Origin of the sequence: Salegentibacter sp. BLCTC, assembly GCF_015143665.1 — a bacterium.
GTDB classification, from domain to species: domain Bacteria; phylum Bacteroidota; class Bacteroidia; order Flavobacteriales; family Flavobacteriaceae; genus Salegentibacter; species Salegentibacter maritimus.
The window spans coordinates 424,085-448,499 of sequence record NZ_WYEW01000001.1 but is presented as its reverse complement, the minus strand read 5'-3'; the positions used below and the strand labels follow the sequence as shown (position 1 = coordinate 448,499).

At 36.0% G+C, this 24,415-nt stretch carries 20 protein-coding genes and 1 tRNA gene; 12 read left to right on the top strand and 9 right to left on the bottom strand.

Annotated elements, in window-relative coordinates:
• Positions 1-7: 7 nt before the first annotated feature.
• The 10 genes from GUB10_RS02050 to GUB10_RS02005 all read left to right on the top strand — a co-directional run bounded on the left by GUB10_RS02050 (position 8) and on the right by GUB10_RS02005 (position 15,038).
• Positions 8-1,660, top strand: coding sequence for a RagB/SusD family nutrient uptake outer membrane protein (locus tag GUB10_RS02050; RefSeq protein WP_072878298.1), 1,653 nt, complete (start codon positions 8-10; stop codon positions 1,658-1,660).
• A gap of 340 nt (positions 1,661-2,000) precedes the next feature.
• A complete protein-coding gene (locus tag GUB10_RS02045; RefSeq protein ID WP_139277075.1) occupies positions 2,001-2,603 on the top strand; it encodes a metallophosphoesterase in 603 nt (200 codons plus the stop codon).
• Between the two features lie 2 nt (positions 2,604-2,605).
• On the top strand, positions 2,606-2,902 hold the full coding sequence (locus tag GUB10_RS02040) for a hypothetical protein (RefSeq protein WP_193709766.1): 297 nt from the start codon (positions 2,606-2,608) through the stop codon (positions 2,900-2,902).
• A 798-nt stretch (positions 2,903-3,700) separates the two neighbouring features.
• On the top strand, positions 3,701-6,049 hold the full coding sequence (locus GUB10_RS02035; RefSeq protein WP_193709765.1) for a discoidin domain-containing protein: 2,349 nt from the start codon (positions 3,701-3,703) through the stop codon (positions 6,047-6,049).
• A 108-nt stretch (positions 6,050-6,157) separates the two neighbouring features.
• Complete coding sequence (locus GUB10_RS02030) at positions 6,158-7,654, top strand: alpha-L-fucosidase (RefSeq protein ID WP_083572056.1); 1,497 nt, start codon at positions 6,158-6,160, stop codon at positions 7,652-7,654.
• 6 nt (positions 7,655-7,660) lie between these two features.
• Positions 7,661-9,721 (top strand): hypothetical protein, encoded by a 2,061-nt coding sequence (locus GUB10_RS02025; RefSeq protein ID WP_072878302.1) that lies wholly within the window; start codon positions 7,661-7,663, stop codon positions 9,719-9,721.
• Positions 9,722-9,907: 186 nt separating this feature from the next.
• Positions 9,908-12,130, top strand: coding sequence for a beta-N-acetylhexosaminidase (locus tag GUB10_RS02020; protein WP_072878304.1), 2,223 nt, complete (start codon positions 9,908-9,910; stop codon positions 12,128-12,130).
• Positions 12,131-12,208: 78 nt separating this feature from the next.
• The gene (locus tag GUB10_RS02015; protein WP_193709764.1) at positions 12,209-13,801 is read left to right on the top strand and encodes an arylsulfatase; all 1,593 of its coding nucleotides are present in this window, start codon (positions 12,209-12,211) and stop codon (positions 13,799-13,801) included.
• A complete protein-coding gene (locus GUB10_RS02010) occupies positions 13,785-14,354 on the top strand; it encodes a restriction endonuclease (protein WP_193709763.1) in 570 nt (189 codons plus the stop codon). Before GUB10_RS02015 ends, GUB10_RS02010 begins: the two co-directional genes overlap by 17 nt.
• Before the next feature lie 24 nt (positions 14,355-14,378).
• Positions 14,379-15,038 carry a hypothetical protein gene (locus tag GUB10_RS02005; RefSeq protein WP_072878308.1) on the top strand — a complete coding sequence of 220 codons (660 nt, stop codon included), beginning with the start codon at positions 14,379-14,381 and terminating at the stop codon, positions 15,036-15,038.
• Between the two features lie 449 nt (positions 15,039-15,487).
• Here GUB10_RS02005 and GUB10_RS02000 read toward each other — a convergent pair whose 3' ends face one another.
• From GUB10_RS02000 to GUB10_RS01960, 9 genes are all read right to left on the bottom strand, one after another.
• Entirely contained in the window at positions 15,488-15,946 is a 459-nt protein-coding gene (locus GUB10_RS02000; protein WP_072878310.1) for a DUF6730 family protein, read from the bottom strand.
• A gap of 11 nt (positions 15,947-15,957) precedes the next feature.
• A complete protein-coding gene (locus GUB10_RS01995; RefSeq protein ID WP_072878312.1) occupies positions 15,958-16,830 on the bottom strand; it encodes a relaxase/mobilization nuclease domain-containing protein in 873 nt (290 codons plus the stop codon).
• On the bottom strand, positions 16,827-17,123 hold the full coding sequence (gene mbpA / locus GUB10_RS01990) for a mobilization protein MbpA (protein ID WP_193709762.1): 297 nt from the start codon (positions 17,121-17,123) through the stop codon (positions 16,827-16,829). Before mbpA ends, GUB10_RS01995 begins: the two co-directional genes overlap by 4 nt.
• Before the next feature lie 126 nt (positions 17,124-17,249).
• Positions 17,250-18,119, bottom strand: coding sequence for a toprim domain-containing protein (locus tag GUB10_RS01985; protein WP_193709761.1), 870 nt, complete (start codon positions 18,117-18,119; stop codon positions 17,250-17,252).
• 197 nt (positions 18,120-18,316) lie between these two features.
• On the bottom strand, positions 18,317-19,498 hold the full coding sequence (locus tag GUB10_RS01980; protein WP_193709760.1) for a VapE domain-containing protein: 1,182 nt from the start codon (positions 19,496-19,498) through the stop codon (positions 18,317-18,319).
• A complete protein-coding gene (locus GUB10_RS01975) occupies positions 19,485-19,637 on the bottom strand; it encodes a hypothetical protein (RefSeq protein WP_175545944.1) in 153 nt (50 codons plus the stop codon). The genes GUB10_RS01980 and GUB10_RS01975 overlap by 14 nt, the downstream gene beginning before the upstream one ends.
• A 35-nt stretch (positions 19,638-19,672) precedes the next feature.
• Positions 19,673-19,963, bottom strand: a complete 291-nt coding sequence (locus GUB10_RS01970) for an AlpA family transcriptional regulator (RefSeq protein WP_072878316.1) — start codon at positions 19,961-19,963, stop codon at positions 19,673-19,675.
• A 783-nt stretch (positions 19,964-20,746) separates the two neighbouring features.
• Positions 20,747-20,823, bottom strand: a tRNA-Pro gene (locus GUB10_RS01965).
• 436 nt (positions 20,824-21,259) lie between these two features.
• On the bottom strand, positions 21,260-22,522 hold the full coding sequence (locus tag GUB10_RS01960; protein ID WP_193709759.1) for a carboxypeptidase-like regulatory domain-containing protein: 1,263 nt from the start codon (positions 22,520-22,522) through the stop codon (positions 21,260-21,262).
• A 172-nt stretch (positions 22,523-22,694) separates the two neighbouring features.
• Here GUB10_RS01960 and GUB10_RS01955 point away from each other — a divergent pair, with 172 nt between their 5' ends.
• Both GUB10_RS01955 and GUB10_RS01950 read left to right on the top strand, forming a co-directional pair.
• Positions 22,695-23,570 carry a cation diffusion facilitator family transporter gene (locus tag GUB10_RS01955; protein ID WP_193709758.1) on the top strand — a complete coding sequence of 292 codons (876 nt, stop codon included), beginning with the start codon at positions 22,695-22,697 and terminating at the stop codon, positions 23,568-23,570.
• A gap of 336 nt (positions 23,571-23,906) precedes the next feature.
• Positions 23,907-24,380 carry a UpxY family transcription antiterminator gene (locus tag GUB10_RS01950; RefSeq protein WP_193709757.1) on the top strand — a complete coding sequence of 158 codons (474 nt, stop codon included), beginning with the start codon at positions 23,907-23,909 and terminating at the stop codon, positions 24,378-24,380.
• Positions 24,381-24,415: the final 35 nt, after the last annotated feature.

Sequence of the window (24,415 nt, the reverse complement as noted above, 5' to 3'; positions counted from 1 at the left end):
AAAAATTATGAGATTAAAAAATATTGTAACTATAATGCTTGTAATAGGCATTGCAAGCTCCTGCACCAAAGATTTAGATCTTTATCCAAAAGATCAGGTGTCAGATGGTTCCTTCTGGAACACATCTAGGGATTTTGAACTAGCCGCAAATGCTTTTTATGGTAATTTGCCTGGGTTCTCCTATCCTAGGGATACAGATTCTGAAATAGCCTTTGGTCAAGGTCCTAATCCATTAAGTAATGGTTCCTATCTGCCACCAGATGAATCAGGGCTTTGGAATGGCGCATATGCGTCAATTAGAGGAATCAACTATCTATTGCAACAGAGCGGTGATTATGCTTATCCTAATGAAATTGAAAGATCAGTGGGTGAAGCATATTTTTTTAGAGCGTTTAATTATTTTAATTTGTTATCCAGTTTTGGAGGTGTGCCAATTATAACAGATGTATTAGATACTGATAGTGATCAGTTATTAGCACCACGAAATTCTAGAGTAGAAGTTGCAGATTTTATAATTTCTGATCTCCAAAAAGCGATTGATAGATTGCCAAGTCAGAGCGAAATTCCTGCAAATGAACTAGGGAAAGTATCAAAAGAAGCAGCCCAGGCATTTTTAAGCCGAGTGGCCTTATTTGAAGGTACCTGGGCGAAGTTTCACGGAGGAGAGAAAGCAAATGAACGTTTAGAAATCGCCGTACAGGCAGCTAAAGCAGTTATTGACGGAGGCCAATTTAGTTTATTTACAGCCTTTGGAACAGAAGAAAGCTATAGAAAACTTTTTATTGAAGCAGGTGAAGATAGTGAAGAGGTAATTCTCTCTAGAAGGTATGTATTGGATATCAATGGAACGCATAATGCAACTAGGTGGCTAGAGCAAAATATTCAGAATCCCACTCGTAGGCTTGTAGATAGTTATCTTTCAGTAGATGGGTTGCCAATATCAGATTCACCATTGTTTATGGGTTATAACACTATGACTTCAGAGTTTGAAAATAGGGATTCACGCCTGATGCAGACTGTCTTAAAGCCTGGGGTTGAATATGTAGGAGGGGGAGCTGCAATAATGACTTATGAAAAACCTAAATTGGATGGAGCATTAACGCGTACAGGTTATACTAATTATAAATTTCTGGGTGAAACAGAAGAATCTTGGGCGGGTCGTGCAGAGTATGATAATATTGTTTTTAGATATGGGGAAGTACTATTGAATTATGCAGAAGCAAAATTTGAATTGAATGGTAATATTTCCGATGAGGACTTAAACTTATCCATAAATAAGCTAAGAGACCGTGTTGGGATGCCACATTTGACAAATGCCCATGTGGAAAATAATATGCTCGATATGCAAACAGAAATACGTCGTGAAAGAAAAGTAGAATTGGCTTTGGAAGGTTTTAGACGTGATGATTTAAATCGTTGGAAGATTGCAGAAGAGGTCTTGCCTAAAGCTATAAAAGGTATAAAGTTTGTCGGTACCCAATATGAAACAGAGTTCCCTGAAATTACGCCTGGAGTTAATTTTGAGGTAGATTCTGAAGGTTATATAATCGCAGAACCAGCTTCTAATAGAAATTTTGAAGTGCCTAAGCATTATTTATGGCCACTGCCCAAAAAACAATTAAACCTTAATCCTAATTTAGAACAAAATCCAGGTTGGTAAAAATTAATAACAGTTAATTAAGACAGTTAGTTTGGTTAGCTTACACTTCATTGGTGTGAGTAAAAGGGAGTTGAAAGACTCCCTTTAAATTGTTAAAGCGATACCTTATTGTGAATTATAAATCATCAATGATAGTTATTTTTTGTTTTGAAATCTATAGTAAAAGAATTATCGGGTCTTGGATGTATATAAAAGTAAGATTGGTATATAATCGTTTTTTTTGATATAAATTATATAATCAAGGCATAAATATGTTTTGCATACAGTTTTTTTCTAAATCAAAACCATAAAGTAAATTTTTCTATTGCGAATAAACTCTAACATACGATAAATTATAAAAATGAATTTTAAAAATAAGTCTATATATAATCGGAGAATGGTGCTTAAAACTCTCGGATTAGCAGTTGGAGCGTCATTATTATCTAAGTTCTCATTAGCTTCCGATTCTGAACAGATTAACAATAAACTCAAAAAAGTTTTGACAATAGCACACATAACAGAAGTACATATGCGTCCAGAACATAATGCTCCAAATCGGTTTAGGAAATGTATAGAAAAAATAAAAGAACATAATATTGATTTCATTTTAAATGGTGGAGATACCATATATGCTGCAGATTATTCTCACATAAAAAGAAAAAGGGTTCTAGAGCAATTGGATATATGGAATGAACTAAGAAACGAAATTGATGAGTATGAAATATTTAGTTGTTTAGGGAATCATGATATGTGGTGGGCTGCACCAAATAAATTAGACAAAATGTATGGTAAGGATTATGTAGTCAACCAACTTAAAATACCAAATAGGTACTACAGTTTTGGTAAAGAGGGATGGCATTTTATTGTTCTTGATAGTAATAATAACGCGGGGGCATTAGATGAAAAGCAAAGGTTATGGCTGGAAAAAGATTTGGAAAAACTTAATAGGGAAGTAATGTTTTAATCATGTCCCATTATCCAATCTTAGGGGTTTGCACAACTCTGGAAGAAGGAGGAAATCATAAGGATAGTGATTACATTACAGATTTATTTTATAAACATAATGATAAAAGAATTAGTTGTTTGAGTGGTCATGTTCATTTGCTGGACAAAGCTACTTATAATGTAGATTACTATTGCAATGGAGCATTAAGTGGGTATTGGTGGGAAGAAGGAGATAAAAAATCAGTAGCTAAGTACTGGTATAAAGAAACCTCACCTGGTTATACGTTTGATAATGGACTAATTGAAAATACTTCTTAACCTCAGACATTTTAAGTTGTTGTCAAGTCTTATTTTCTTTAGATAATATATTATCTAAAATTTATTTTTATATTTAATCGCTAAATCGAATTAGCTGTCAAGTGATTTTACGAAACAGCCATATTTATTTGCATAAATATTCAGTGGATTACTGGCTAAAACCTCTAATTCTCAATTAAAGCCGTAAAGTAGTATTTCAAATTTAGATTTCATATTTACGGATTTCCTGAATATACAATGAATGAAATAGGAAGGACATTAGCATATCGCTGGCATTTAGATCACATTCCATTTAAAGATTCTATTCAGGTTAATGGGAGCATAATACGAACAATACTATTGAAGCATATAATAAAAATGTAGTCTTTTATTACTTAAAAAATCAGAGTTATTAAATTAACAGATATGAGAAGTTTAAAATTAAAGTTTTATGGAGTTGTTTTACTGTTAATAATATTAACAGCTTGTAATCTTCAACAAAATAAAACAGTCAGTTTAGTGTAACGCTGTCTTTTACTTTGTTTTTCTTAAAACTAGCTGTCCATAGAAGGTGCTATTGCTATGACTGTAATGGGATATTTTGTCTATAGGAGCGGTTGTGTGCTACAATCGGAAGTTGCAATTCAAGGTGTACTATTGGTGTTTTCCATTGTACCCGCCATCCTTTTGTGATCGGCGCCCTGGTGATAGGATTATTTAAGTTCAATAACAAAACAATCAAAGATAATGAGTTAAGGTTAGAAAAGTTGAGAGCCAATAGAAACTAGGTAACAATCATAAAATTAAAAATCAATAGAAATGAATAGTATCAAGGCGAATGTAATAATCATGTTGTTGTTATGTTCCTTAAGCGCCTTTGCGCAGCATGTAAATTTCTATGTTTCACCATCAGGAAGCAATAGGGGAGACGGATCTAAGGGAAATCCTTGGAAAAGCTTGGCTTATGCAGTAGATCAAGCAGGAAAAAACAAGAACCATGTATCGCTGCAACTCGAGAATGGTATTTATTATTTGGAAAGACCATTAGAGCTTAATAATCAATATTCCAACATGAAAATTATGGCCGCCAATGGAGCCAATCCCATTATTAGAGGAGGTGTGAAAATTAGCAACTGGAAAGGGCCTGATAAGGACAGTATATGGACTGCAAAAGTACCGCCTGGAGTAACGGGGAGACATCTGTATATAAACGGAGAAAGAGCGGTAAGAGCCAGAACAGTAGATGCCGATGGTTGGCTGCGAATAGCACATCGCCCAAAAAATTGCGGATCTGTTTCCTGTAGAGACGATGCCAATACGCCCAATGGATTCAAGGTTCCCAAAGACTTTCCAAGTTTGTCTAATGTTGAGGATGTTGAAATGATTAATGTGATGCGCTGGAAAATGTATCGTGGTAAATTGCAGAAAATTGAGAACGGAATTGCCTATGTGGATCCGGAATATTGGAATCTTGCCAAAATAGGTCCTTTTGCAATCTTAAACAACAAACAGGATGAAGCGGTATCCTGGCTGGAAAATGCGATGGAGTTTTTGGATGAAGAGGGAGAATGGTATTTGGATAAACGTAAAAGGAAGATCTATTACAAGCCTCGTAAAGGAGAAGTTATGAAAAATTCGGAGACAGTAATCTCCAATGTGGATCGTCTGATCGATGCGGATGGGGTAGAAAATATTTCCTTTGAGGGAATTACTTTCGAATATGCCAACTGGAGCCAACCATCTACATCAAAGGGATATGTTAGTATTCAATCAGGAGCAATTTTAACCGATCCGGATTACCAATCTATCGAAGATGCATTCGAGGGATTGGTTGATATACTAGGCAATGTGCATTTCAAAAACTCAAGAAATGTAGTGTTCAAAAGTAATATATTTAGGCACCTGGGAGGAACCGCTTTGAACTTTGATACCAATAACAAGAATGTAAATATCTTTGGAAATGTCTTTCAGGATATATCTGGATCTGCCATTACCATCGGAAATTTACAAGACCACCATATCGTTAGCGATAAAGTAAGTCGGGAAATTATAATCGATAATAATCGAATTCAAGACGTAGGGCAGGAATACTATGACGTGTGTGCAATAAAATGCTCTTTTGTTAAAGATGCTGTGATTATCAATAACACCATTGATGGATCCTCTGCAGGAGGAATTAGCTTGGGCTGGGGTTGGGGCCGTTATGATGTAGACAATTTTGATTTTTGGAAAGACGGCTCCGACAAGGCATATAATCATCCAACAGTTGCTGGAGGTGTTATAGTGGCCCATAACAAAATCACCAATGTTACAAAGAGGCTTGGCGATACCGGAGCCATATATAATTTGGGAGCTTCACCCGGTACCAGGTGGTATGCTAATTACATTGAAAATGTAGCCCATCCCGAAGAACCATTTTGTAGTGACTATAGCCATGGTATCTACATTGATAACGGGTCTAGAGGAATTGAAATTAAAGATAATGTGGTGATAGGTTCTTCTCATGAACCCTACTTGGCCAATGGTTCCCATGATTATAATGTAAGAGGTGCGGCCTATTATTTTAAAAAAGAAGCCGGGGATTATCCGGCATGGATTAAAGAAAAAGCAGGTGCCAAATCAGAAATCAACACCATTAGAAGTAGGGAGGAGATAGAAGAATTATTGTCGGAAGCTCTACCGGTTGGACGAAAATTTCATATTGTTGAAAAGGGGGTAGCCGTTGGAAAAAAGATTACTGCCATTGGGGGTGTCGCCAACTGTAAGGCTTCCTATGCAACAGATGGAAAAACGGAAACCTATTGGAGAGGTGAAGGTAAAGAAGGGGAACTAATATTAGATCTGGGTAAAGTAGCCGATGTATACTATGTGAACGCTGCCTTTGGATACTTTGACCCTGAAACAAGACGGGAAGTATATTTCAAGAATGAATATGATTTTGAATATTTCTTTTCTGTAGATGGAGAAAACTGGAAAACCTTTGGGGAAGGTAGAAAAGAATCTACGCTTGCTATCAATCAGCAGTACATGCCAGAATTTAAACCCGCAAAGGCGAGATTTGTAAAGCTCAAAGTGTATTCGTCAGGAGAAAATCCGTTAGGTGTTTTAAGGTTTAAAGTAGTCGATCAACAGCCCGTCTATGGTGGGCGTGAATTTGGACCTCAATAAACTTGAATGGCAAGAAATGGATTTTATGCTGACATATGCGCTCATGTCAATAATTTTAGAAACATAAATTAGTATAAATAGAAATAACTTTAATTACGAAATGATATTATGAGAAATTTAAAATTTTTAGTATTGGTTCTTTGTGCTATAGTTAGCACTTTAGGGCAAGAAATTAACGCGCAGCAAAAAAAAATAGAGCCTAATTGGGAATCTATTGATAGTAGACCTGTTCCATCCTGGTTTGAGGATGCTAAATTTGGAATCTTTATTCATTGGGGACCCTATTCGGTTCCGGCATGGAGTCCAAAGGGAACTTATGCAGAGTGGTACCAATATTGGTTACAAAGTAAGTCACTTTTTGGAAATGGCGATTTTTCAGGTACTGAAGTTTATGATCACCATGTTAAAACATACGGGCCCCACTTTAGTTATTACAATTTTGGGGAGCAGTTTACCGCGCGAGATTTTGATGCCGACAAGTGGGCCGAACTTTTCGAAAACGCGGGAGCTAAATATATGATGATTACTTCCAAGCATCATGATGGATTTACTTTATGGCCCAGTGAAACAGCAAACAAAACCTGGGGGTTCCCTTGGAATGCCAAGGACGTAGGGGCCAAAAGAGACTTGTTAAAGGAATTGGAAGTGGCAGTCAAGAAAACCGATGTGAAATTTGGGACTTATTATTCCCTTTATGAGTGGTTTAACCCTCTTTGGAAAGAGGACAAAGAAAAATTTGCCTTAGAACATATGCATCCACAGTTTAAGGACCTGGTGGAGAATTATAAGCCAGATCTTATTTGGAGCGATGGGGACTGGGATATGAGTGCAGAAAAGTGGCACTCTCCGGAATTGCTGGCCTGGCTTTTCAATGAATCTGCGGTAGGTGATGAGGTGGTTATCAACGACCGGTGGGGAGATGGAATCCGTTTTAATCACGGAGGGTATTTTACCACAGAATACCAATCGGAACTTGATGGTAGTAGACCTTGGGAAGAATGTCGTGGAATTGGATTTTCATTTGGGTATAATACAAACGAAGATGCCTGGGACTACGCTTCTGAACGAACTCTTATTTACTTACTTTTAAACGTGGTTAGTAACGGGGGAAATCTTTTGTTGGATATCGGCCCAGACGCTCAGGGTAATATTCCTCCTATCATGCAAGACCGCTTGTTGGCAATAGGTGATTGGCTTAAAGTTAATGGAGAGGCTATTTATGGAACTCGTAAATGGGAGCGTGCATGTCAATGGTCCAAGAAAGGTAAAAAAGATTGGAAACCTGAAGGTACCCATTATCTTCCAGCTGATTATATCTTAAAACAAACTATTGATCCAGAACCGGGTTATGCCGTTAGAGAAATATTTTTTACAAAAAAAGGAAGTGATCTTTTTGCAATTGTTCCCAAGTGGCCCAAAAATACTCTGATTATCAAAGATGTTATGGTGACCGATCAAACAGAAATTAATTTAATTGGAACTAATTTAAAAATTGAATTTGTTCAAAAAGGAAAAGATTTAGTTCTTAAGGTTCCTAACCTTACAAACGATGAATTACCTTCTAAATATGCATACTCATTTAAAATCACAAATATTAAAAAATAGGATTTTATGAAATTTATAATAAAGAGTTTTATTTTGTTACTATTAATATCTTTTCAGGGATTTTCGCAAACAAATCGGAAAGGATTTTATAATGGTGAAGGTTCTAGGCAAGTACACTTGGATTTTCATACTACCGAAAAATTAAAGGATATTGGTGAAAACTGGGATAAAGCAGAATGGCAACTAAGATTAAAAGAAGGTCATGTCAACTCCATTAATATTTTTGCGAAAGGCCATCATGGTTGGGCATATTACAACACAAAAGTAGGAAAACGACACCCTAATTTAAAGTTTGACTTACTTAAGGCTCAAATTGAGGCAAACAAAGAAATTGGTGTTTCTTCTCGAGCCTATATTACAGTAGGGTGGAATGTACTTGACGCCAAAGAACATCCCGAATGGGTGTTAACAGATAAAGATGGTAAAAATACGTTTGCTGAAATGGAGGCCAAAGCTAAACCAGGAGAGTATTTTCCGTGGGGATGGCCAACATTGTATCCAGAAGGACCTTATATGGAACATCTTTTAAAACATACCGAAGAGATTGCTAAAAACTATGATATTGATGGTTTTTGGTTCGATATAGTGCCCGTTGGAACTATTAATTATAATGAATACAGTAAAAAAGATATGGAAGCCAATGGGGTTGATTGGAATAATGAAGAAGAAGCTTGGGCTCATCATTGCAAAAAAATGCATCGGTACTTTCAAAAAACTAATGCAATCATAAAGAAATATAAACCTAATGCGTCAATCTATTATAACTGGACTACGCCAATTAACAATAAAAAAATTATTATTGAGGACTATGACCAATACAATACTAAACATGATTTAGAAGATTTACCTACTACTTGGGCCGGTTATGATGTATTTCCTGTAAGGGCTAAATATTATGCTAATACAGGAAAACCCATAGTTGCCATGAGTGGTAAATTCCACTCAGCTTGGGGTGAGTTTGGAGGTTTTAAACACAAAGATGCTATCTGGTATGAAGCAGCAAGTATGCTTTCCTATGGAGCTATGGCTAATTTTGGAGATCAATTGCATCCAACAGGAAAATTAGAGAAAGCCACCTACGATAATATTGGTCACGCTTATAGATATATTGAAAAAATTGAAGACTATAGTCTGAATTCAAAGCACTTGGCAAAAACAGCTATTTGGTTAAGTTTTACAGAAAGGGATAATGATTTGGTCAAAATCTTGTTGGAAAAACAAGTTAATTTTGTAGTTGCAAATAATTTAAAAGACTGGAGTGCTTTAAATCTGATAATTTTGCATAGTGATGTGGAATTAAATGATGAAGAAACAGAAAAAATTGAATCATTTGTTGATAAAGGTGGTAAGCTATTTATTCTTGAAAAAGGTGCTTTTGCAAATGGAAAGTGGAAATTTGATATTGGCGCAACATATTTGGGAGAAGCAACGGCTGATGTTGATTATACACTAGTTTCAAAAAAATTAAACCAGGATCTGGTAGAATCGCCTTTTTTGAATCGATTTCCTGCAGTTCGTGTTCAACCAGAAGCCGGGGCTGAAATTCTTGCAAAAATTCATGAACCTTATTTTAACCGAACCGTAGAACATTGGACATCTCATGATAATACGCCATATAAAACCAAAGCAGCTGATCATCCTGCAATTATTAAAAAAGGAAATATTGTTTGGGCTGCACATAAATTAGAAGAAAATTATGGGAAAGAAGGCTCGAGAGTACATAAGCAATTGTTTTATAATGCTTTAAAGAAAGTTCTAATTGATCCTTATGTTGAAGTAGATTTGCCAAGTAGTGGGAGGGTAAATTTGTTACATCAACCTCAAAAGACTCGTTATGTGGTTCATCTAACTTATGCTTCGCCGCATCAGCGTGGTCGGGCTAAAGTAATTGAAGATTTGGTTACTTTATACAATACGCCAGTACGTGTAGACTTTGATAAAAAAATAAAAAAAGCATATACAATTCCTGAAAAAGAGATATTAAGCATCAAAAATGTGGGAGATAAACAAGAAGTGATTATTCCTGAGTTGAGATGTCATTCAGCCGTTGTGTTCGAATACGAATAATCATAAATAATATTTAGTACAGTTATTTCAGATCTGCTCACATTTTTATGATAATTATTTATTCTAAAAAAATATCTCCAAGTTATCATTACAATAATGTCAAATTATTAATCCTCAAAAAAATAAATACAGAAGGTGAATGCGTTATTTAAACTGTATTTATAAATATTTCAATTATTATCTTTTATGTTACTAGAGACTACTTTAGGAAAAACTTGTTTATTGTTTTTCGTTATTTTTATTTCTTATGGCCAGGCAAATGCCTCCGATATTATTCCAAAACCAGAAAGGTATGAGCCTAATGGCGAGGTGTTTTCATTAAATCAATCTACTAAAATACAGTATCGCAATGGCTTGAAGACCATGGCAGCATACCTGGGTAAAACCATTTCCCCGGCAACCGGATGGGATTTTAAACTGTCGGCATCCAATAAACCCCAAAAAAACAGTATTCACCTTTCCATAGACCCTCAAGACGATAACAAAGAAGGGTATCGCCTTATGGTGAATTCCATAAATATTCAAATTATAGGTAATAGTGAGGCTGGTGTTTTTAATGGAATCCAGACGCTACGGCAAATGCTTCCCGTTAAAATATTCAATTCAAGAAGGCAGAAAGATGTTGATTGGGCCATAGAAGGTGCTTACGTTGAGGATACGCCAGCATATCCATGGCGAGGAATGATGCTGGATGTAAGTCGTTATTTTTATGAAGTGTCTTATGTTAAGCAATTGGTAGATATGATGGCTATGTACAAGATGAACGTACTACATCTTCATTTGATAGACGATGCCGGATGGCGAATAGAAATAAAGAAATACCCCAGGTTAACTTCCGTTGGTGGATTCCGGGGTGAGGGACACGAAAGAACTGGAGGATATTACACTCAAGAGGAAATAAAGGAAATAATAGCCTATGCAGCTTTGCGAAATATAGAGGTGATCCCGGAGATAGAGATTCCGGCGCATACCTTACCCGCCATTGCTGCGTATCCGCATTTGTCCTGTACCGGTGCCCCACAGGTGGTGCAGACCCAACACTCCATAAGTGGAGAATTGTACTGTGTGGGTAGAGAGTCTACTTTTGATTTTCTGGAGGATGTCTTTGATGAAGTGGTAGCTTTATTCCCCAGTAAGTATATACATATCGGTGGTGATGAAGCCAGGTATGATCGTTGGGCGGCATGTTCTCATTGTCAGAAAAGAAAAGATTCCCTAGGACTGGAGAAAGAAGCTGATCTTCAGGTATATTTCACCAATCGGATACAAAAGGTATTAAAGAAACGCGGAAAAACGATTGTGGGATGGGACGAAATCATTGAAAGAGGATTGGACGATAAGGCTGTTGGTATGGTGTGGCACAACAAAGAAAAGGCCATACTGGGTACTCAGGCAGGGCACGATATGGTGATGGCACTATCGAGCCATGCTTATTTTGACGTTGCAGAAAGTAGTATCCCCGGGGAGGTGAAAGCTGCAACCTGGTTATCTCCAATTAGCCTTGAAAAAGTATACAGTATGGATCCTGTGGTAGAAGGATTAGATGACGCATACCAGTCGCAGGTTCTGGGTGTCCACGCCACCCTGTGGTCTGATCAGTTTATCCATGGCACCATTTTACAGGAAATACTGCCTATTAATGAAAATAGATCTGAAAAGTATTTTGATTATCTAACCTTTCCTAGGATGGCAGCTTTGGCAGAGGTTGGTTGGACAGATAAAAACCTTAAAGATTGGTCCGATTTTGAATATAGAATGCGAAAACATTATAATAGATATGATGAAGCGGGCTATGGGTATAGGGTGCCGCAGCCTAAATTGATTGGGAAAAAGGAAGTTGGAGATGGCATCGAGATAACCTTGGAAAATGTAGTCGAGGGTGCACATATTCGTTACACTACTAATGGTCTTAAACCCAATACCTATGATGATGTGTATATCAGCCCAATTAAAGTAGATAAATTATCCGATTTTAAGGCGATTACCGTAGTGAACCGTCACCAGTTCTCGCTACCATTATATTTTCCAGAGAAATATGAACAATACAAAAAGTTCGGAACGCCAATGGGCGAATGGAAACCAACTCTTATTAAAGGAGTAGAATTTGGCGAATTGGAATTGGATGCAACGGGTAAAATAACTGGAAATGGAATTTATGAAATAACATTTATTTATACCGATGGAGCCCATAAGCTGGAAATTGAAGGGGTTTCGGTTTATAAAAACAGACAATTAATTACCGAAGATAGGCATAAGGGAGAAACAGGGACTTCCTCAAGCGAAAATACCTATAGCGTAAAAATCAATGAATATGAAACAGGTGCCGAATTTAAAATTAGGGCTAACGTAAGAGGAGATATAGGGAATGATTCTCAAGGCGTTGTTTTTATTAAAAAAAAGGATAATTAATTTTAAGTAAATCAAATAAGATGTGAAACGGGTTAGCAAAAACTAACTTTAAACCAATAACACTAATTTATGTATCAAATGAAAGAAAATATCAGCATTTTTTTTATTCCCTTATTCTTATCTTTTAGCTTGGTTTCCTGTGAAAATAAAACTAAAACTGGAATTGGAGAAGCAAGCAAAAAAAAACCGAATATTATTTATATTCTTGCAGATGATCTTGGATATGGTGAGCTTGGAGCATATGGACAAGATAAAATTGAAACTCCTAATTTAGATGCTTTAGCTGAAAATGGGATGGTTTTTTCTCAGCACTATAGTGGTGCTCCTGTATGTGCTCCTGCACGGTTTATGTTGTTGACAGGAAAACATGCAGGTAATGCTTACATTCGTGGGAATGACGAATGGAGTGAGAGAGGTAAAGTATGGGATTATAAGGAAGTGATTAAGGATTCTACATTGGAGGGACAGCGTCCTATACCAGATTCCATTAGTTTTTTTCCAGAAAAACTTCAAGAAATAGGATATGCAACTGGTATGAATGGTAAGTGGGGACTTGGCGCCCCACATACCAATTCGATTCCGAATAAAAAAGGTTTTGATTTTTTTTATGGATATAATTGTCAACGTCAGGCTCATACATATTATCCTGTTCATTTGTATCGAAATGAAAATCGGGTATACTTGAATAATGACACAATTGCTCCCGATAGAGAACTTGCTCCTGGAGCAGATCCAAATAATTCAGAAAGTTATGTAGATTATACTTTGCAAGATTATGCCCCAGATTTGATGTTCGATGAAATGATTGGATGGATCAGTGAACAAAAAGATAATCCATTTTTCTTTTATTGGGCTTCTCCAATTCCTCATAACCCAATTCAGGCACCACAGAAATGGGTTAATTACTATAAAAAGAAATTTGGTGCGGAAGAGCCGTATCTTGGAAGTAAAGGTTATTTCCCAAATCAATTTCCAAGAGCTGCTTATGCTGCCCAGATCTCTTATCTGGATGAAAATGTTGGTAAACTGGTTAAATATCTTAAAGAAAATAACCTGTACCAAAATACCTTAATTATGTTTACCTCAGATAATGGAGTTACATATACAGGTGGAACAGATGGATCTTTTTTTAATAGTTCTGGAGAGTTTGGAGAAGAATATGGAAAAGCAAAGGGTTTTTTGTATGAAGGAGGAATTCGGGTGCCTATGATTGTAAGCTGGCCAAATAAAATAAAGCCTGGAAGTAAAACTGATCTCATTTCTGCACAATATGATGTTTTAGCTACCCTTTCTGAAATTACTAAATTTGAAAAACCGTCCGATACAGATGGGATTAGTTTTTTACCTACTTTATTGCAAAATGAGGAAGCTCAAAAGGAGCATGAATTTCTATTTTGGGAATATCCCGAATATGGTGGACAGGTAGCTATAAGGATGGGCGAGTGGAAGGTAGTACGTCAAAATTTAAAAAATAAAAAGCGGCCAACACTTGAACTCTATAATCTTGTAAAAGACCCTCAAGAAAAAAATAATGTGGCTTCAGAATATCCGAAAATTATTGAAAAAGCGACTAAAATTTTTAAGAAGGAGCATTCTGACGCTCAAATTGAGCGATTCCGGATACCCCAGGTTGAAAATGGCCTACTAGAGAATAATGAAAAGCCATCATAGTTTTATAACAAGAAAAAAAACCTTAGCATCCAGTACTTTATTTCCAACCGAACAAAGTGAAGTTAAACCAGATGAAATATTTCAGGATATTTTCCAGTCGGGTAACAAAAAGAATCCAATCAAACCTCTTTCCATTTATGATGTAGATAATTTAAACCCACGATTGTTTGAAGCTTTTGTAGCCGCGCTTTATGCCAAACAAGGATATCAAGTTTATTTAACACCTTTTGCTAATGATAAAGGTGTGGACATTGTAGCATTAAATTCGCAAAACAATTATTTGATCCAGGCAAAACAAAGTCAGTCTACAGTAAGTAATGATGCCATCCAGGAAGTATTTACCTCTAAAAATTATTATAGCTCTCATTTCAGTGAAGACTTTCAAATGACTGTTCTTACCAATAATAAGTTTGGTGGGTCAGCCAAGACTTTGGCTACATCTACTAATGTTGAACTTTTAGATAAAGACAACTTACACTCCTTGTTAAATGAATTTCCAGTTTCAATTAAAGAAGTTCATCAGCACGAGGCCCAGAGACTGAAAAGAATTTAATCGTTTTATACTAAAAAATGAGTAATGGTAAATAAATCAAAAAAACACGGTAATGTTGCTTTTAAAGTAACTTATACAGATTCTAATTGGAGTGGTGTCTGCTCTCCCAAAATGGCCGCGCATAATTTTAAATATAGAACCTGGTGTAGTGTGCAATCTGATTTTGATGTTAATTGCCAACATCCAGTTTACAAAATGCCCGGTAATCTGAACAAAGAAATGTATCCGTGTACAGATTGTATCGCCCAAAAGGAATTAATGTTTTATCCCGGCCATTATCATTCGAACGATCGTGATAATGAACCTATTTCTTACCTATATATTCAAGAAGGTAAAATGGCTTTATTCACCTCAAAAGAACCTAACTCAGATGAAAGCGAGAGATTTATTTTTGCCGTTGGACAGATTACGAAAATTGAAAACGTACAGGATGTTAATGGTTCCTACGATCGTTTTCATTGCGATAAAGAAACCGCTATTATATTTAAAAGAAATCGCCTGAAATTCTGGAACTACTATACTAATGAGAACGCACCGTCTCGTGCTGCTTGGAACTCACTTTTGTTTAGATATTTAGACGATGATATAGTTGGAGAGGTTCTGAAAGATGTGGCATACACCAATAGATTTCCTGGTAATTATCGCAAGAAAGCAGAATTCTTGCTTAAGGAGTGTCTTTTTTAATTTTCCTAATTTAAAGGCAGTCTTATGTCATTAGTAATACATAACAACTGCAATAATAAAATGCAAACCTTCACTTGATAGGAATTGTATTGAATAATTAAAAGATGATTCATCAAAATCTTCTATTTTATTAAATTTCCTAATTAGAGCCCCCATATCTACCATAACCTGCGCAGGATCCTATGCTGTTTTTATAGTGTACGGGAAGTTAAGCGTAAAGTAAAAACAGCATAGGGCGCAACCTATTTAATTTTATAAAACCAGTAAATTTCTGCCTGTTTTCAGGGTCTTTCAAGCCATTTACTGGTAATCTCCTCGCTTTGCAACACTGATTCTAAAAAATTGCTGTAATTTTTTACTAAATTTTTGACGCAAATTTCGACGGTTTTTCTGGGGGTTTCAGGGCATTTGACGCAAATTTACTAATTTTTGCTACAGGCCATTTGTCATTACAAATCGGGGTATCCACCCTGTATCCACTCGCAGTATGCCTCCTGGATTTCCGGATATGCTGCAAAATAATCTTCATAATGCTTATTCTGAGATTCCATAATCGTTTGATAAACTTCAAAGTTTTCTTCTACATTTTCTTTCGAGGTGTACCCGAAATACCCCACTGAAAACAAGGCAAAAATTCCTGAGATTCCGAAAAGAATCAGCAGGTAATTGGGTATGACCCTGGCGCGCTTTAATTTCCGATCTATCTCCTTTAGTATTTCATCTGTTTTTTCCTTTTCTGCTTCCTGTTTTTGCAAAAATGTGTTCAGGTTCTTTTCCACAGCTTCCGTGCTTATTGGGATGCTCATCTTTACCAATTGTCCTGAAAGCTTTTGAAGCTCCAGCACTGCCGTTTTGAAATCCTTCATTTCATCGGCCATCAGTTCCATAATTTCATCTAGTTTTTTCATCACTTATAATTTTAATATCCCATACCTATACCGGTATCTCTTACTGTTTTTACTATTCCTTTTAAAATCTCTTTAGCTATTTTGGTTGACAGATTGCTGCTTAGTTGCACTGTCTTATCCAATACCTGAAAGGTTTTAGGTACTTCTTTTAACCTTGTATAATTCCTGTTTTGGGCGATCTGGGGAATTAACCTATTCCCGCTCATCGACCGGTCCACTTCACTTGCTTTAAGGTTCACTCCTTTGTATTCCACCCGAAAGCCCTGAAGCTGGTTAGCTTTATTAATGGTGGGCATAACTTCTACTTTAAGAGCTTTCATTTTACTGATATATTCATCCAGCGATCTTGGTCTTGTTTGAAGTACCCGATCATGTATATTTTTAATTTCTTGTCGCAAGTGCTTTAATTCGTGAAGTTTTTCCTTTTGAACTTCCCGAACCCTGGTAAGCCCTAATTCTTTGGCGACGTTATCGGCAGCTATCTGGCTTCGTTTTCCGATAAAGCTGTCGTTATAAGCTTTTCCATCAAAGCCAATCCTGTTGGTATAGATATGAACGTGGGTATGCGCTTTATCTCTATGAACAAAACCAATAGATTGATGGTCTTGCAGCTTCATCTCCTTTATAAACCTTTTCGCCAGGTCTTCTAGCTCTTTTTTGCTTAGATCCTTTCCGTCTTCAATTGTTGGGCTTACAATAAAGCTTAAGGTGTTATTGATGCAGCGTTCATTTTGCGACTGGATAATCCTAAACTCTTCGGTTATCTCCGCAGGAGTATCCCCGGCTAAGTGTTCTCTTAGCACAACTTCAGCATCTTTTTCCTGGTTCCAGCCATAGGATATGGAAACCCTGGTGCCTGAAACGCTATGTCCTTTCCCTATCATTTTTTAAAGTTCTTTAAGTGCGTCCTGATTTCTCTGGCAAGATCTTCCACTTCTCTGGCGAGCTTCGGATCCCGGTTTCTAAACATATTTCCAATACGGGTAAAGTTGTTCTTGTACTGGACCAGCATCTTATAAGTCTCTAATTGTTCCGGGGTAATCCGTTCTACGATATTTTTATCAAATGCCGTAGCTCTTATATATTCTGAAAGGGAAATTCCTGCCCTGGCCGCTCTTCTTTGGAGTAGCTTTTTCTCGTAGATCGAGCATCGAATCTGGATGTATTCCCTTTTCATTTTTTTTCTTTTTAAAACCTTTGCAACCATCGGGCGCAAAGCAAGATTGTCATTACAATGACACATCTTGCTTTTCCCTTTCAACTGAAATTCTCCGATAGGCATTTACCAGTTACCCACGCATAATTATTTTAAAGTCAAGAATTTTTCAGCTTTCAATTGTTCATTTAGATCTATATAGCCAGAGTAGGAATTACTACAATCTGTAATATTCTCAAACTGGTTTAAAAGCGAACCGGCTGCTTTTTTACCTGCCGGGTCATTGTCCAGATAAATCAGAACCTTCTCATATTTAGGGATGAGTATTTTTATCCTTTCCAAAAAAGCCAGGGAGTTTAAAATGATGCAGTCTGAATTTTCCACCAGGTCTTCATCAATTGTAGTCAGGGAAAGAAAATCAAACATCCCTTCTGTGATGATTAACTGTTTAGATCCTCTTTCAAAAAATGAAAAGGTCTTAGGGCTACTGGAAGTTTTGAAGTATTTGTTTCTAAGTTCCCAGCCTCTTTTATAATTTTCAAGGCCAAGTGCAAAAAAGCGTTTTCCTTTACAGCGATACCAAACCTGTCTGCAGTATTTTCTACCAATCTCATAAGGTATACTCCGTGAGTGCAGATAATCAATTAATGCTTTCAGATGAATAATTTGAACGTCCAGGATACTAATTTCTGGTTCCTTAGTAAGATGTTCGATTTTCGGCGGGCTAAAAGAAATAGAGCTCATATCGTTCTTTAAAAATTCCAGGGTTTCCCTTACAGACCAGGATTTCATGAGCATAATGAGATCTATAGTATTCCCTCCTGTTCCCAATCCGAAGTCAAACCATAAGTTTTTAATTAAAGAGACGCTAAAAGAGGCTTGGGTTTCTGACCGAAGGGGACTCAGAAACCAAGCTTCTTTTTCCGTTGTCCTGGTGGGAAAGTGCCCTAATTTTGCCAGCGTTTTTACGATGCAAATATTTCGGGCACTTTTACACGATAAGTTATTTAAGTCCATTTTTTAATTTTTAAGTTACCTATTTACCCAGGCCAGTAAAACCAAGGGTTTCAATGCATTTTTTTGTTGTTTTTCGTATCTACCTTAATTACCCTGAGGTAGATTGGGTAAATAATTTTAGATGGCTATTTACCTCCATTCGTTCCTCTGTTGACGGCTTGTTCCAGACCCAAGGGTAGTTAGGTAAATAGTTTATATTAAATTTCTAAAGGAGAGGTCTTAAACCTTTGCTTGATCAGGTAGCCATATACCCCGCTCTGGCGTTGTTTTACTCTTTCATAATTCAGAGCTTTTAAAGCTCTTCCCATATAATACATATTCAGTCTCGGATTGATACAACTGAGCTGTAACACTACATCTGATGCCGTTTTAAAGTCAGCAGGATCTGAACTCTTGCGATAGTATTTACAGAGTAGTTCTTCTTCCATACTGGCTTCCCGGTAAGTCTTGTTCCTTTCTTCATTTGCAATGATATCCTCCAGGGTCAGTTCCGGGTTAAATTGTTCATCCACATAGGCCAGGTAATAAGCCTGAGCCCATACCTTGTCTATATTTACTTCCCTCGAGTAAGCAAAATCAATTTTACCATTTAGCTCAAAACATAACCAACGCACAGAGCCTGTTTCATCATTAAGAAAGGTTGCCCTGTTGGTAGATCCTATAAAACTGCAGGTCCTTCGCAGGTTGGAGTTTTTACGATCATAAGGCAGCCTTTCATTAATCATCGTTTTAGAAAAATAAGCTTTAAGCGCATTTATTTCTTTTCTGGCCAGCACAGATAATTCATCTAAATTGATGATGAAATTCCTGGTAAGTTGAATCCTGGCATCTTTATCGGTGGTCATATCTTCAGCAAAATACCTTGCTAAAGCCGGTGGACAGAGAAACCTGCACCAGGTTGATTTTCCAGAATTTTGTTCTGAATGCACTAAAACCAAACATTGCTTATTGAAGTAATGTTCATCCAATGCACCTTTAACTGTTCTTACCAGCCATTTCCTAAAATGATAAAGAAATTGTTCAGGTTCTTTTGCGGGAAGATAGGAAGCGAGTGTTCTTATATGATCTCCACCAACCCATTTTGGAAGCTTATCAAAGTATTCCGCAATCGGGTTAAATCTGGGAATTAGATTAGACCTCAAATAGATGTCCAGTTTGCCCGGATTGATCTCAATGTTTGATTTTGCTAATTCTATAAGTAAAGAATTCACTTCAAAGTCTTCCCAGATCTTTGATTCCTTAATACATATCTGAAACTCGTGGGATATTTCATTAAACCTTATATCATATTTATTAGACACATACTCATCCACGGCATCGTAGATCGTTTTTTTCTTCTGCTCAACAACCTGATAAAGTTTGGATTCAAATTTCTCCATAACCCAAAGCTTTAAAACCTTTTATTTCTAAAGGTATAGTATGGAGCATCGAAACTTCTTTAGTACTCCCGGAAATAGGGGGCAGCTGAACTATTTTATGGTAGCAGGTGCCTACATGGATATTGGTTAGCCTTTTCATCTTAAACTTTTTATAGAGTGAGTAATAGGAAAAACCTATTTCCGGTTTTTCATCAGGTTTTTATTGAACTGCTCTTCAAGAAAGGCATCAGACAGATCCGGTTCCCCCAGAAGCCAGGCATCAATCTTGTCTTTATCAAAAAACTTTTGACGAATGTTCGGATTATTGCCGGTAGGAATCAGTTTTAGATGTGTAAGCTTATAGATCTTACTTTTAGAGAGCCCTGTATATTGCGCCAGGTCTTCCACGTTCATTACCTTTTTGTTGGTTCCCAGGAGGCCTTTAATATCCATTAAAAGATCCTCAATTTTTTTGCTTTCTTCCATTTTGAATAAATACTGATTTAGAAAACAAACTAATTGAGAAAAAGAAATCAAATCTTATTAGAGGGTGTATTTAACTAAAAATCAATTAAAATATTGAGATATATTCTGTAAATAATTAAAAACACTGATGAATCATTAAAACCACTTTTATTAAAAGGTTCTGAGGCTGGGATATAAGTGAAAGTATTATTAAGGCCAGTTTCGAATGTTTGCTCAATGTAAAATATTGCAGCCTAAACCTGTACTAAAATACTTCGGATCAATTAGATAACTATCTTAGAATAACCGAAGTCAAAATAAAGTTAAAGCTTAGAACGATTACGATAAAGCAGCTATATGGAAGTTAATTAGATGAGTAGAAAAACTTAATTTTTTATCCTCAATGAAATTATTTATTCCAGATTTTAACCTAGCCAAAGCTCTTGCAGATTTTAAAATAAAATTCTCCATAGCTTTCAGTTATCTCGAATACAAAATATAACCAAAAGATAAATAATCAGCTATTCTAGGATGGTTCAAATCAATTTTAAGTGGAATTTTTTATTTCAATAACGGCGTATAGGGGAGTAGTCAAATTTTAGAAATAGTAATCACGAACCACTATATGCAATAACTTTTTTTTTGAAGAATTTTGGAATTATTCTCTCGTACGTTCTACTTCTCGGATACAGCTTCCAAAAGATTATATGTGATTGGATCAAAAGAAGGCTTAAAATTGTTGTACGTATGTTGTACGGGTAAAAAAATAAAAGGCTTCCGATCTCTCGGAAGCCCCGTCTTTCTTGGTCGAGATGACAGGATTTGAACCTGCGACCCCACGCCCCCCAGGCGTATACGCTACCAGACTGCGCCACATCTCGATTCTAATTTACTACATTTAAGCATACTGGCATTTAAGTTTCGAGATCCTCTACTGGTGCAGTTTACACTGATCGCAGTCAAAGTGCCACATCTCGATTAAAACTTCAATTTAAGAAAACAACTATAGATTCTGGTTCAATCTTATTAAATAGTGCTACATAAATTGAGTTACAAATTAAAGGGCTTATTTGTTATTTTCAAAATGAAAAGCTGGTTTTTTGAGGGCTTAATTGTATCTTATTTTTAATAAGCTCATAATCAGCATATACTTTTTAATGGTAGCTTAAAGTAAATACTACTTATTTTTAGTATTTAAAAGAATAATTAATTGAGATTCTATCCCTGATTCATCTCAAAATCAAGCAGTTTAAATTAGATGTTTTTGGATACTAAAAGATTTGTAAAAAAGCTTTGAGTTTTTCTGCTAATTTATGTCTATTGAATATTCCGTTTAATTTTTTCTATAGCATTTTGTATAGATTTATCGGGTTCTATAATATTGTTGCTTCCCCAGAATTGTATGTCTGTAAAACCCGATATATCATCGGCCATCACTACTGTTTTATTGAGAAAATTCTTATTTCTTTTAATACGGTCTTCGGTTTCGGGCTGCCAATTAGTTACAGCCATCTCAGAATTTACCTGATACCGCGAATTAAACAATTTGCGTTTCCAGTTTACTACAAAAAGTAGCTTTGCATTAGAATAGCCAAAATACCATTTGCCGTTTTGCTGATGATAATCTATGTCATATTCTACTTCAATGGGATAAACTTTGGTTCCTCCCGGTTTTTTATTTACAAACATCCTGGTGGCTGCTCGTCTATTATCTACATTCATATTTAGTTTTGCCCTTACCAGGCTTTGGGTTTCTGCATCAATAAAAAGAGTTCCATAAAACCAGGGCATATCTTTATTCCGGTCATTAAAACTTACTACATACAGGTAGCGATTATCAATTTGTGTGGGCTCCTCAAAGTTAAATTCATAATTTTCTAAATTCTGTTCATAAAAAAGATAATCGGGATATTTCATAACATCTATAAATAAGGTGTTAAATGGCCCACCACGTAATTTTAGGGCTAATGTGTCTAAGCGGTCATAATCGGCAGTTTTGCGAGCTTTAACCAATTCTATATCCTCATCGCCATAATGGCTATAGGGTTTTTTATGAATTTTTACAACAGCCTCGCTTAGGGAAACATTTCTGTTGCCTTTACTAATACTTTCTCTGTAGAAAGCAGTCATTTCGGTAGGGCGGTTAATATAATTTTCCCCACGATTTTCCAGCATATTATACACCAGTTTTCTGGCATCGCCGGCTTTATAAACTTTTATTTCAGAAAGCTCTTCTACTACCGGATTAAGGTAAATTAGGGTTCCTTTCGCTTTAAAATAGCTTAAAGGTAAGTTTTTACTAAGGTAGCCCAAATAGGAAATACTAACCGTGGCAGGAGCTAAACCCTTAGGTACTTTTAAGGAAAATTTTCCTTCAGAATTACTAATTGTAGAAATATTGGTCTCGTTTACCGATATATGAGCATTGGCAATGGTGTTTTTATTATCGGCATTAAGTACTTCACCTTTATATTCTACAAAATCCTGGGAATTGGTTTGTGAAAAAGCTTTTGTATCCAGGGATATATAGCCAATAAGCATACCCGAAACAACAAGTAGTAGGATTTTTATATTTTTCATAGCTATAAGGTTTTGATATTCATATTAATATACGAAAAAAATGAAAAAAATAATAATAGTAGATTTTATATTTAGAAAATAAATTGGACTGTTTTGTTTGGTAGGAATTGATAATAGATCAAAAAAATAACTAATTTCGAAAACAAGGCATAATTACATTCATTTCGTCATTATGGGGCACGAGCATCATCAGCATTCTTCAGGAAAAAATCTTAAACTGGCGTTTTTCTTAAACCTGGGATTTACTATTCTTGAATTTATTGGTGGAATCTATGTAAATAGTATCGCTATAATTTCAGATGCGGTACACGATCTTGGAGATAGCCTTTCGCTTGGAACCTCCTGGTACCTGGATCATAAATCTAAACAAAAAAGCAATTCTAAATTTTCTTTTGGTTATAGAAGGTTCTCTTTGTTGGGAGCTCTTATTAACAGTGTAGTACTTATTGGAGGGTCTGTTTATGTTATTTATGAAGCGGTGGAAAGGTTGATGTATCCAGAACATTCTGATGCTCAAGGGATGATGTTTTTCGCCATAATAGGAGTGGCTGTTAATGGGTTTGCCGCCTATAAATTAAGCAGTGGTAAAACCTTAAACGAAAAAGTAGTATCCTGGCATTTAATGGAAGATGTATTAGGTTGGGTTGCGGTATTGGTGGTCTCTATTATTTTACAGTTTAAGGATATTCATTATCTGGATCCCGCGCTTTCACTTGCTATTACTTTATATATTCTCTGGAATGTATTTAAAAGGTTAAAAGAAACGCTTTTTATTTTTTTACAGGGAACGCCGCGGGATATTAATTTAAAGGAGGTAAGGGAGAGAATTGAAAGTATTAAGGGGGTTGCTTCCACACATCACGTACATATTTGGTCTCAGGAAGGTGAACACCACGTTTTTACAGCTCACATTAAACTTCACAATGTAAATGGGTTTCAAGAATATTTAAAATTGAAGGCTGAAGTTTTAAAAACTCTCGAAACCTATAATTTTGAACATTTTACGGTACAGTTTGAATTGGATTCTGAAACCTGTATTTTAGAATAACGAGTACTTTATTTGATAATCCAAAATCCGGGGCTTACCTCCAAATAAAAGTATATATCCATAGTATGCCTCGTTCCCTTACCTCGTGGTAATTCACTTCACTTTTTGCCCGAAAATTTTGCCTTGTGCTTTATTTTGTTTAATGATTTTTCTAATCAATTCGCTATCAGTATTTCAATGTTTTATTTACCTTTTCATCAATTATTGCTATCTAATGTTCATTAAAATCTTTGTATTTTTGAATTAACTAATTAACCTAAATATCTTCAGAACCCCCTAATTTAAAGCAAGGGAGTTTGAAGTCCTGTATTGCATACAGGCTGATAAAACTTAATTATGGCGTGGTACGTTTTATATACCAAACCTAGAACCGAAAAGAAAGTGGCTCAACGTTTGGAAGAAATGGGAGTAGCAGTTTATTGTCCTCTAATCACTGAAATAAAGCAGTGGAAAGACCGTAAAAAAAAGCTAAAAAGCCCCCTTTTTAAGTCTTATGTTTTTATTCAATTAAAGGAACAGGAACGTAATTTGGTTTTTGATGTTCCTGGTGTGGTAAAATATTTATTTTGGCTTGGAAAACCAGCCATTGTAAAAGACGAAGAGATAGAAGTTATTCGGAAATGGTTGAATGGCGAAAATGTAGATGATGCAAAAGTAGATCGCTTAAATGAAGGTGACCATATAAGTATTAAAAGTGGTGTCTTCAAAAATCAGGAAGCCATTATTCGTGAAGTAGGTAAACGAAAAATGAGGCTTATACTTCCAAAACTGGGATGTACCGTAGAGGTTTTAACGAAAGAAGTGGTTTAAAAAGTAATAAGTATTGTACAGAAAAGTTATCTGTT

Bases quoted from the DNA above. Each gene is read 5' to 3' on its own strand.
- GUB10_RS01995 (WP_072878312.1), bottom strand. From the start codon at position 16,830: ATGATAGGGAAAGGACATAGCGTTTCAGGCACCAGGGTTTCCATATCC.
- GUB10_RS02000 (WP_072878310.1), bottom strand. From the start codon at position 15,946: ATGAAAAAACTAGATGAAATTATGGAACTGATGGCCGATGAAATGAAG.
- GUB10_RS02010 (WP_193709763.1), top strand. From the start codon at position 13,785: ATGAAAAGCCATCATAGTTTTATAACAAGAAAAAAAACCTTAGCATCC.
- GUB10_RS02015 (WP_193709764.1), top strand. From the start codon at position 12,209: ATGAAAGAAAATATCAGCATTTTTTTTATTCCCTTATTCTTATCTTTT.
- GUB10_RS01955 (WP_193709758.1), top strand. From the start codon at position 22,695: ATGGGGCACGAGCATCATCAGCATTCTTCAGGAAAAAATCTTAAACTG.
- GUB10_RS01975 (WP_175545944.1), bottom strand. From the start codon at position 19,637: ATGAAAAGGCTAACCAATATCCATGTAGGCACCTGCTACCATAAAATA.
- GUB10_RS02050 (WP_072878298.1), top strand. From the start codon at position 8: ATGAGATTAAAAAATATTGTAACTATAATGCTTGTAATAGGCATTGCA.
- GUB10_RS01960 (WP_193709759.1), bottom strand. From the start codon at position 22,522: ATGAAAAATATAAAAATCCTACTACTTGTTGTTTCGGGTATGCTTATT.
- GUB10_RS01950 (WP_193709757.1), top strand. From the start codon at position 23,907: ATGGCGTGGTACGTTTTATATACCAAACCTAGAACCGAAAAGAAAGTG.
- GUB10_RS02035 (WP_193709765.1), top strand. From the start codon at position 3,701: ATGAATAGTATCAAGGCGAATGTAATAATCATGTTGTTGTTATGTTCC.
- GUB10_RS02040 (WP_193709766.1), top strand. From the start codon at position 2,606: ATGTCCCATTATCCAATCTTAGGGGTTTGCACAACTCTGGAAGAAGGA.
- GUB10_RS01980 (WP_193709760.1), bottom strand. From the start codon at position 19,498: ATGGAGAAATTTGAATCCAAACTTTATCAGGTTGTTGAGCAGAAGAAA.
- mbpA (WP_193709762.1), bottom strand. From the start codon at position 17,123: ATGAAAAGGGAATACATCCAGATTCGATGCTCGATCTACGAGAAAAAG.
- GUB10_RS02025 (WP_072878302.1), top strand. From the start codon at position 7,661: ATGAAATTTATAATAAAGAGTTTTATTTTGTTACTATTAATATCTTTT.
- GUB10_RS02045 (WP_139277075.1), top strand. From the start codon at position 2,001: ATGAATTTTAAAAATAAGTCTATATATAATCGGAGAATGGTGCTTAAA.
- GUB10_RS01970 (WP_072878316.1), bottom strand. From the start codon at position 19,963: ATGGAAGAAAGCAAAAAAATTGAGGATCTTTTAATGGATATTAAAGGC.
- GUB10_RS02005 (WP_072878308.1), top strand. From the start codon at position 14,379: ATGGTAAATAAATCAAAAAAACACGGTAATGTTGCTTTTAAAGTAACT.
- GUB10_RS02030 (WP_083572056.1), top strand. From the start codon at position 6,158: ATGAGAAATTTAAAATTTTTAGTATTGGTTCTTTGTGCTATAGTTAGC.
- GUB10_RS02020 (WP_072878304.1), top strand. From the start codon at position 9,908: ATGTTACTAGAGACTACTTTAGGAAAAACTTGTTTATTGTTTTTCGTT.
- GUB10_RS01985 (WP_193709761.1), bottom strand. From the start codon at position 18,119: ATGGACTTAAATAACTTATCGTGTAAAAGTGCCCGAAATATTTGCATC.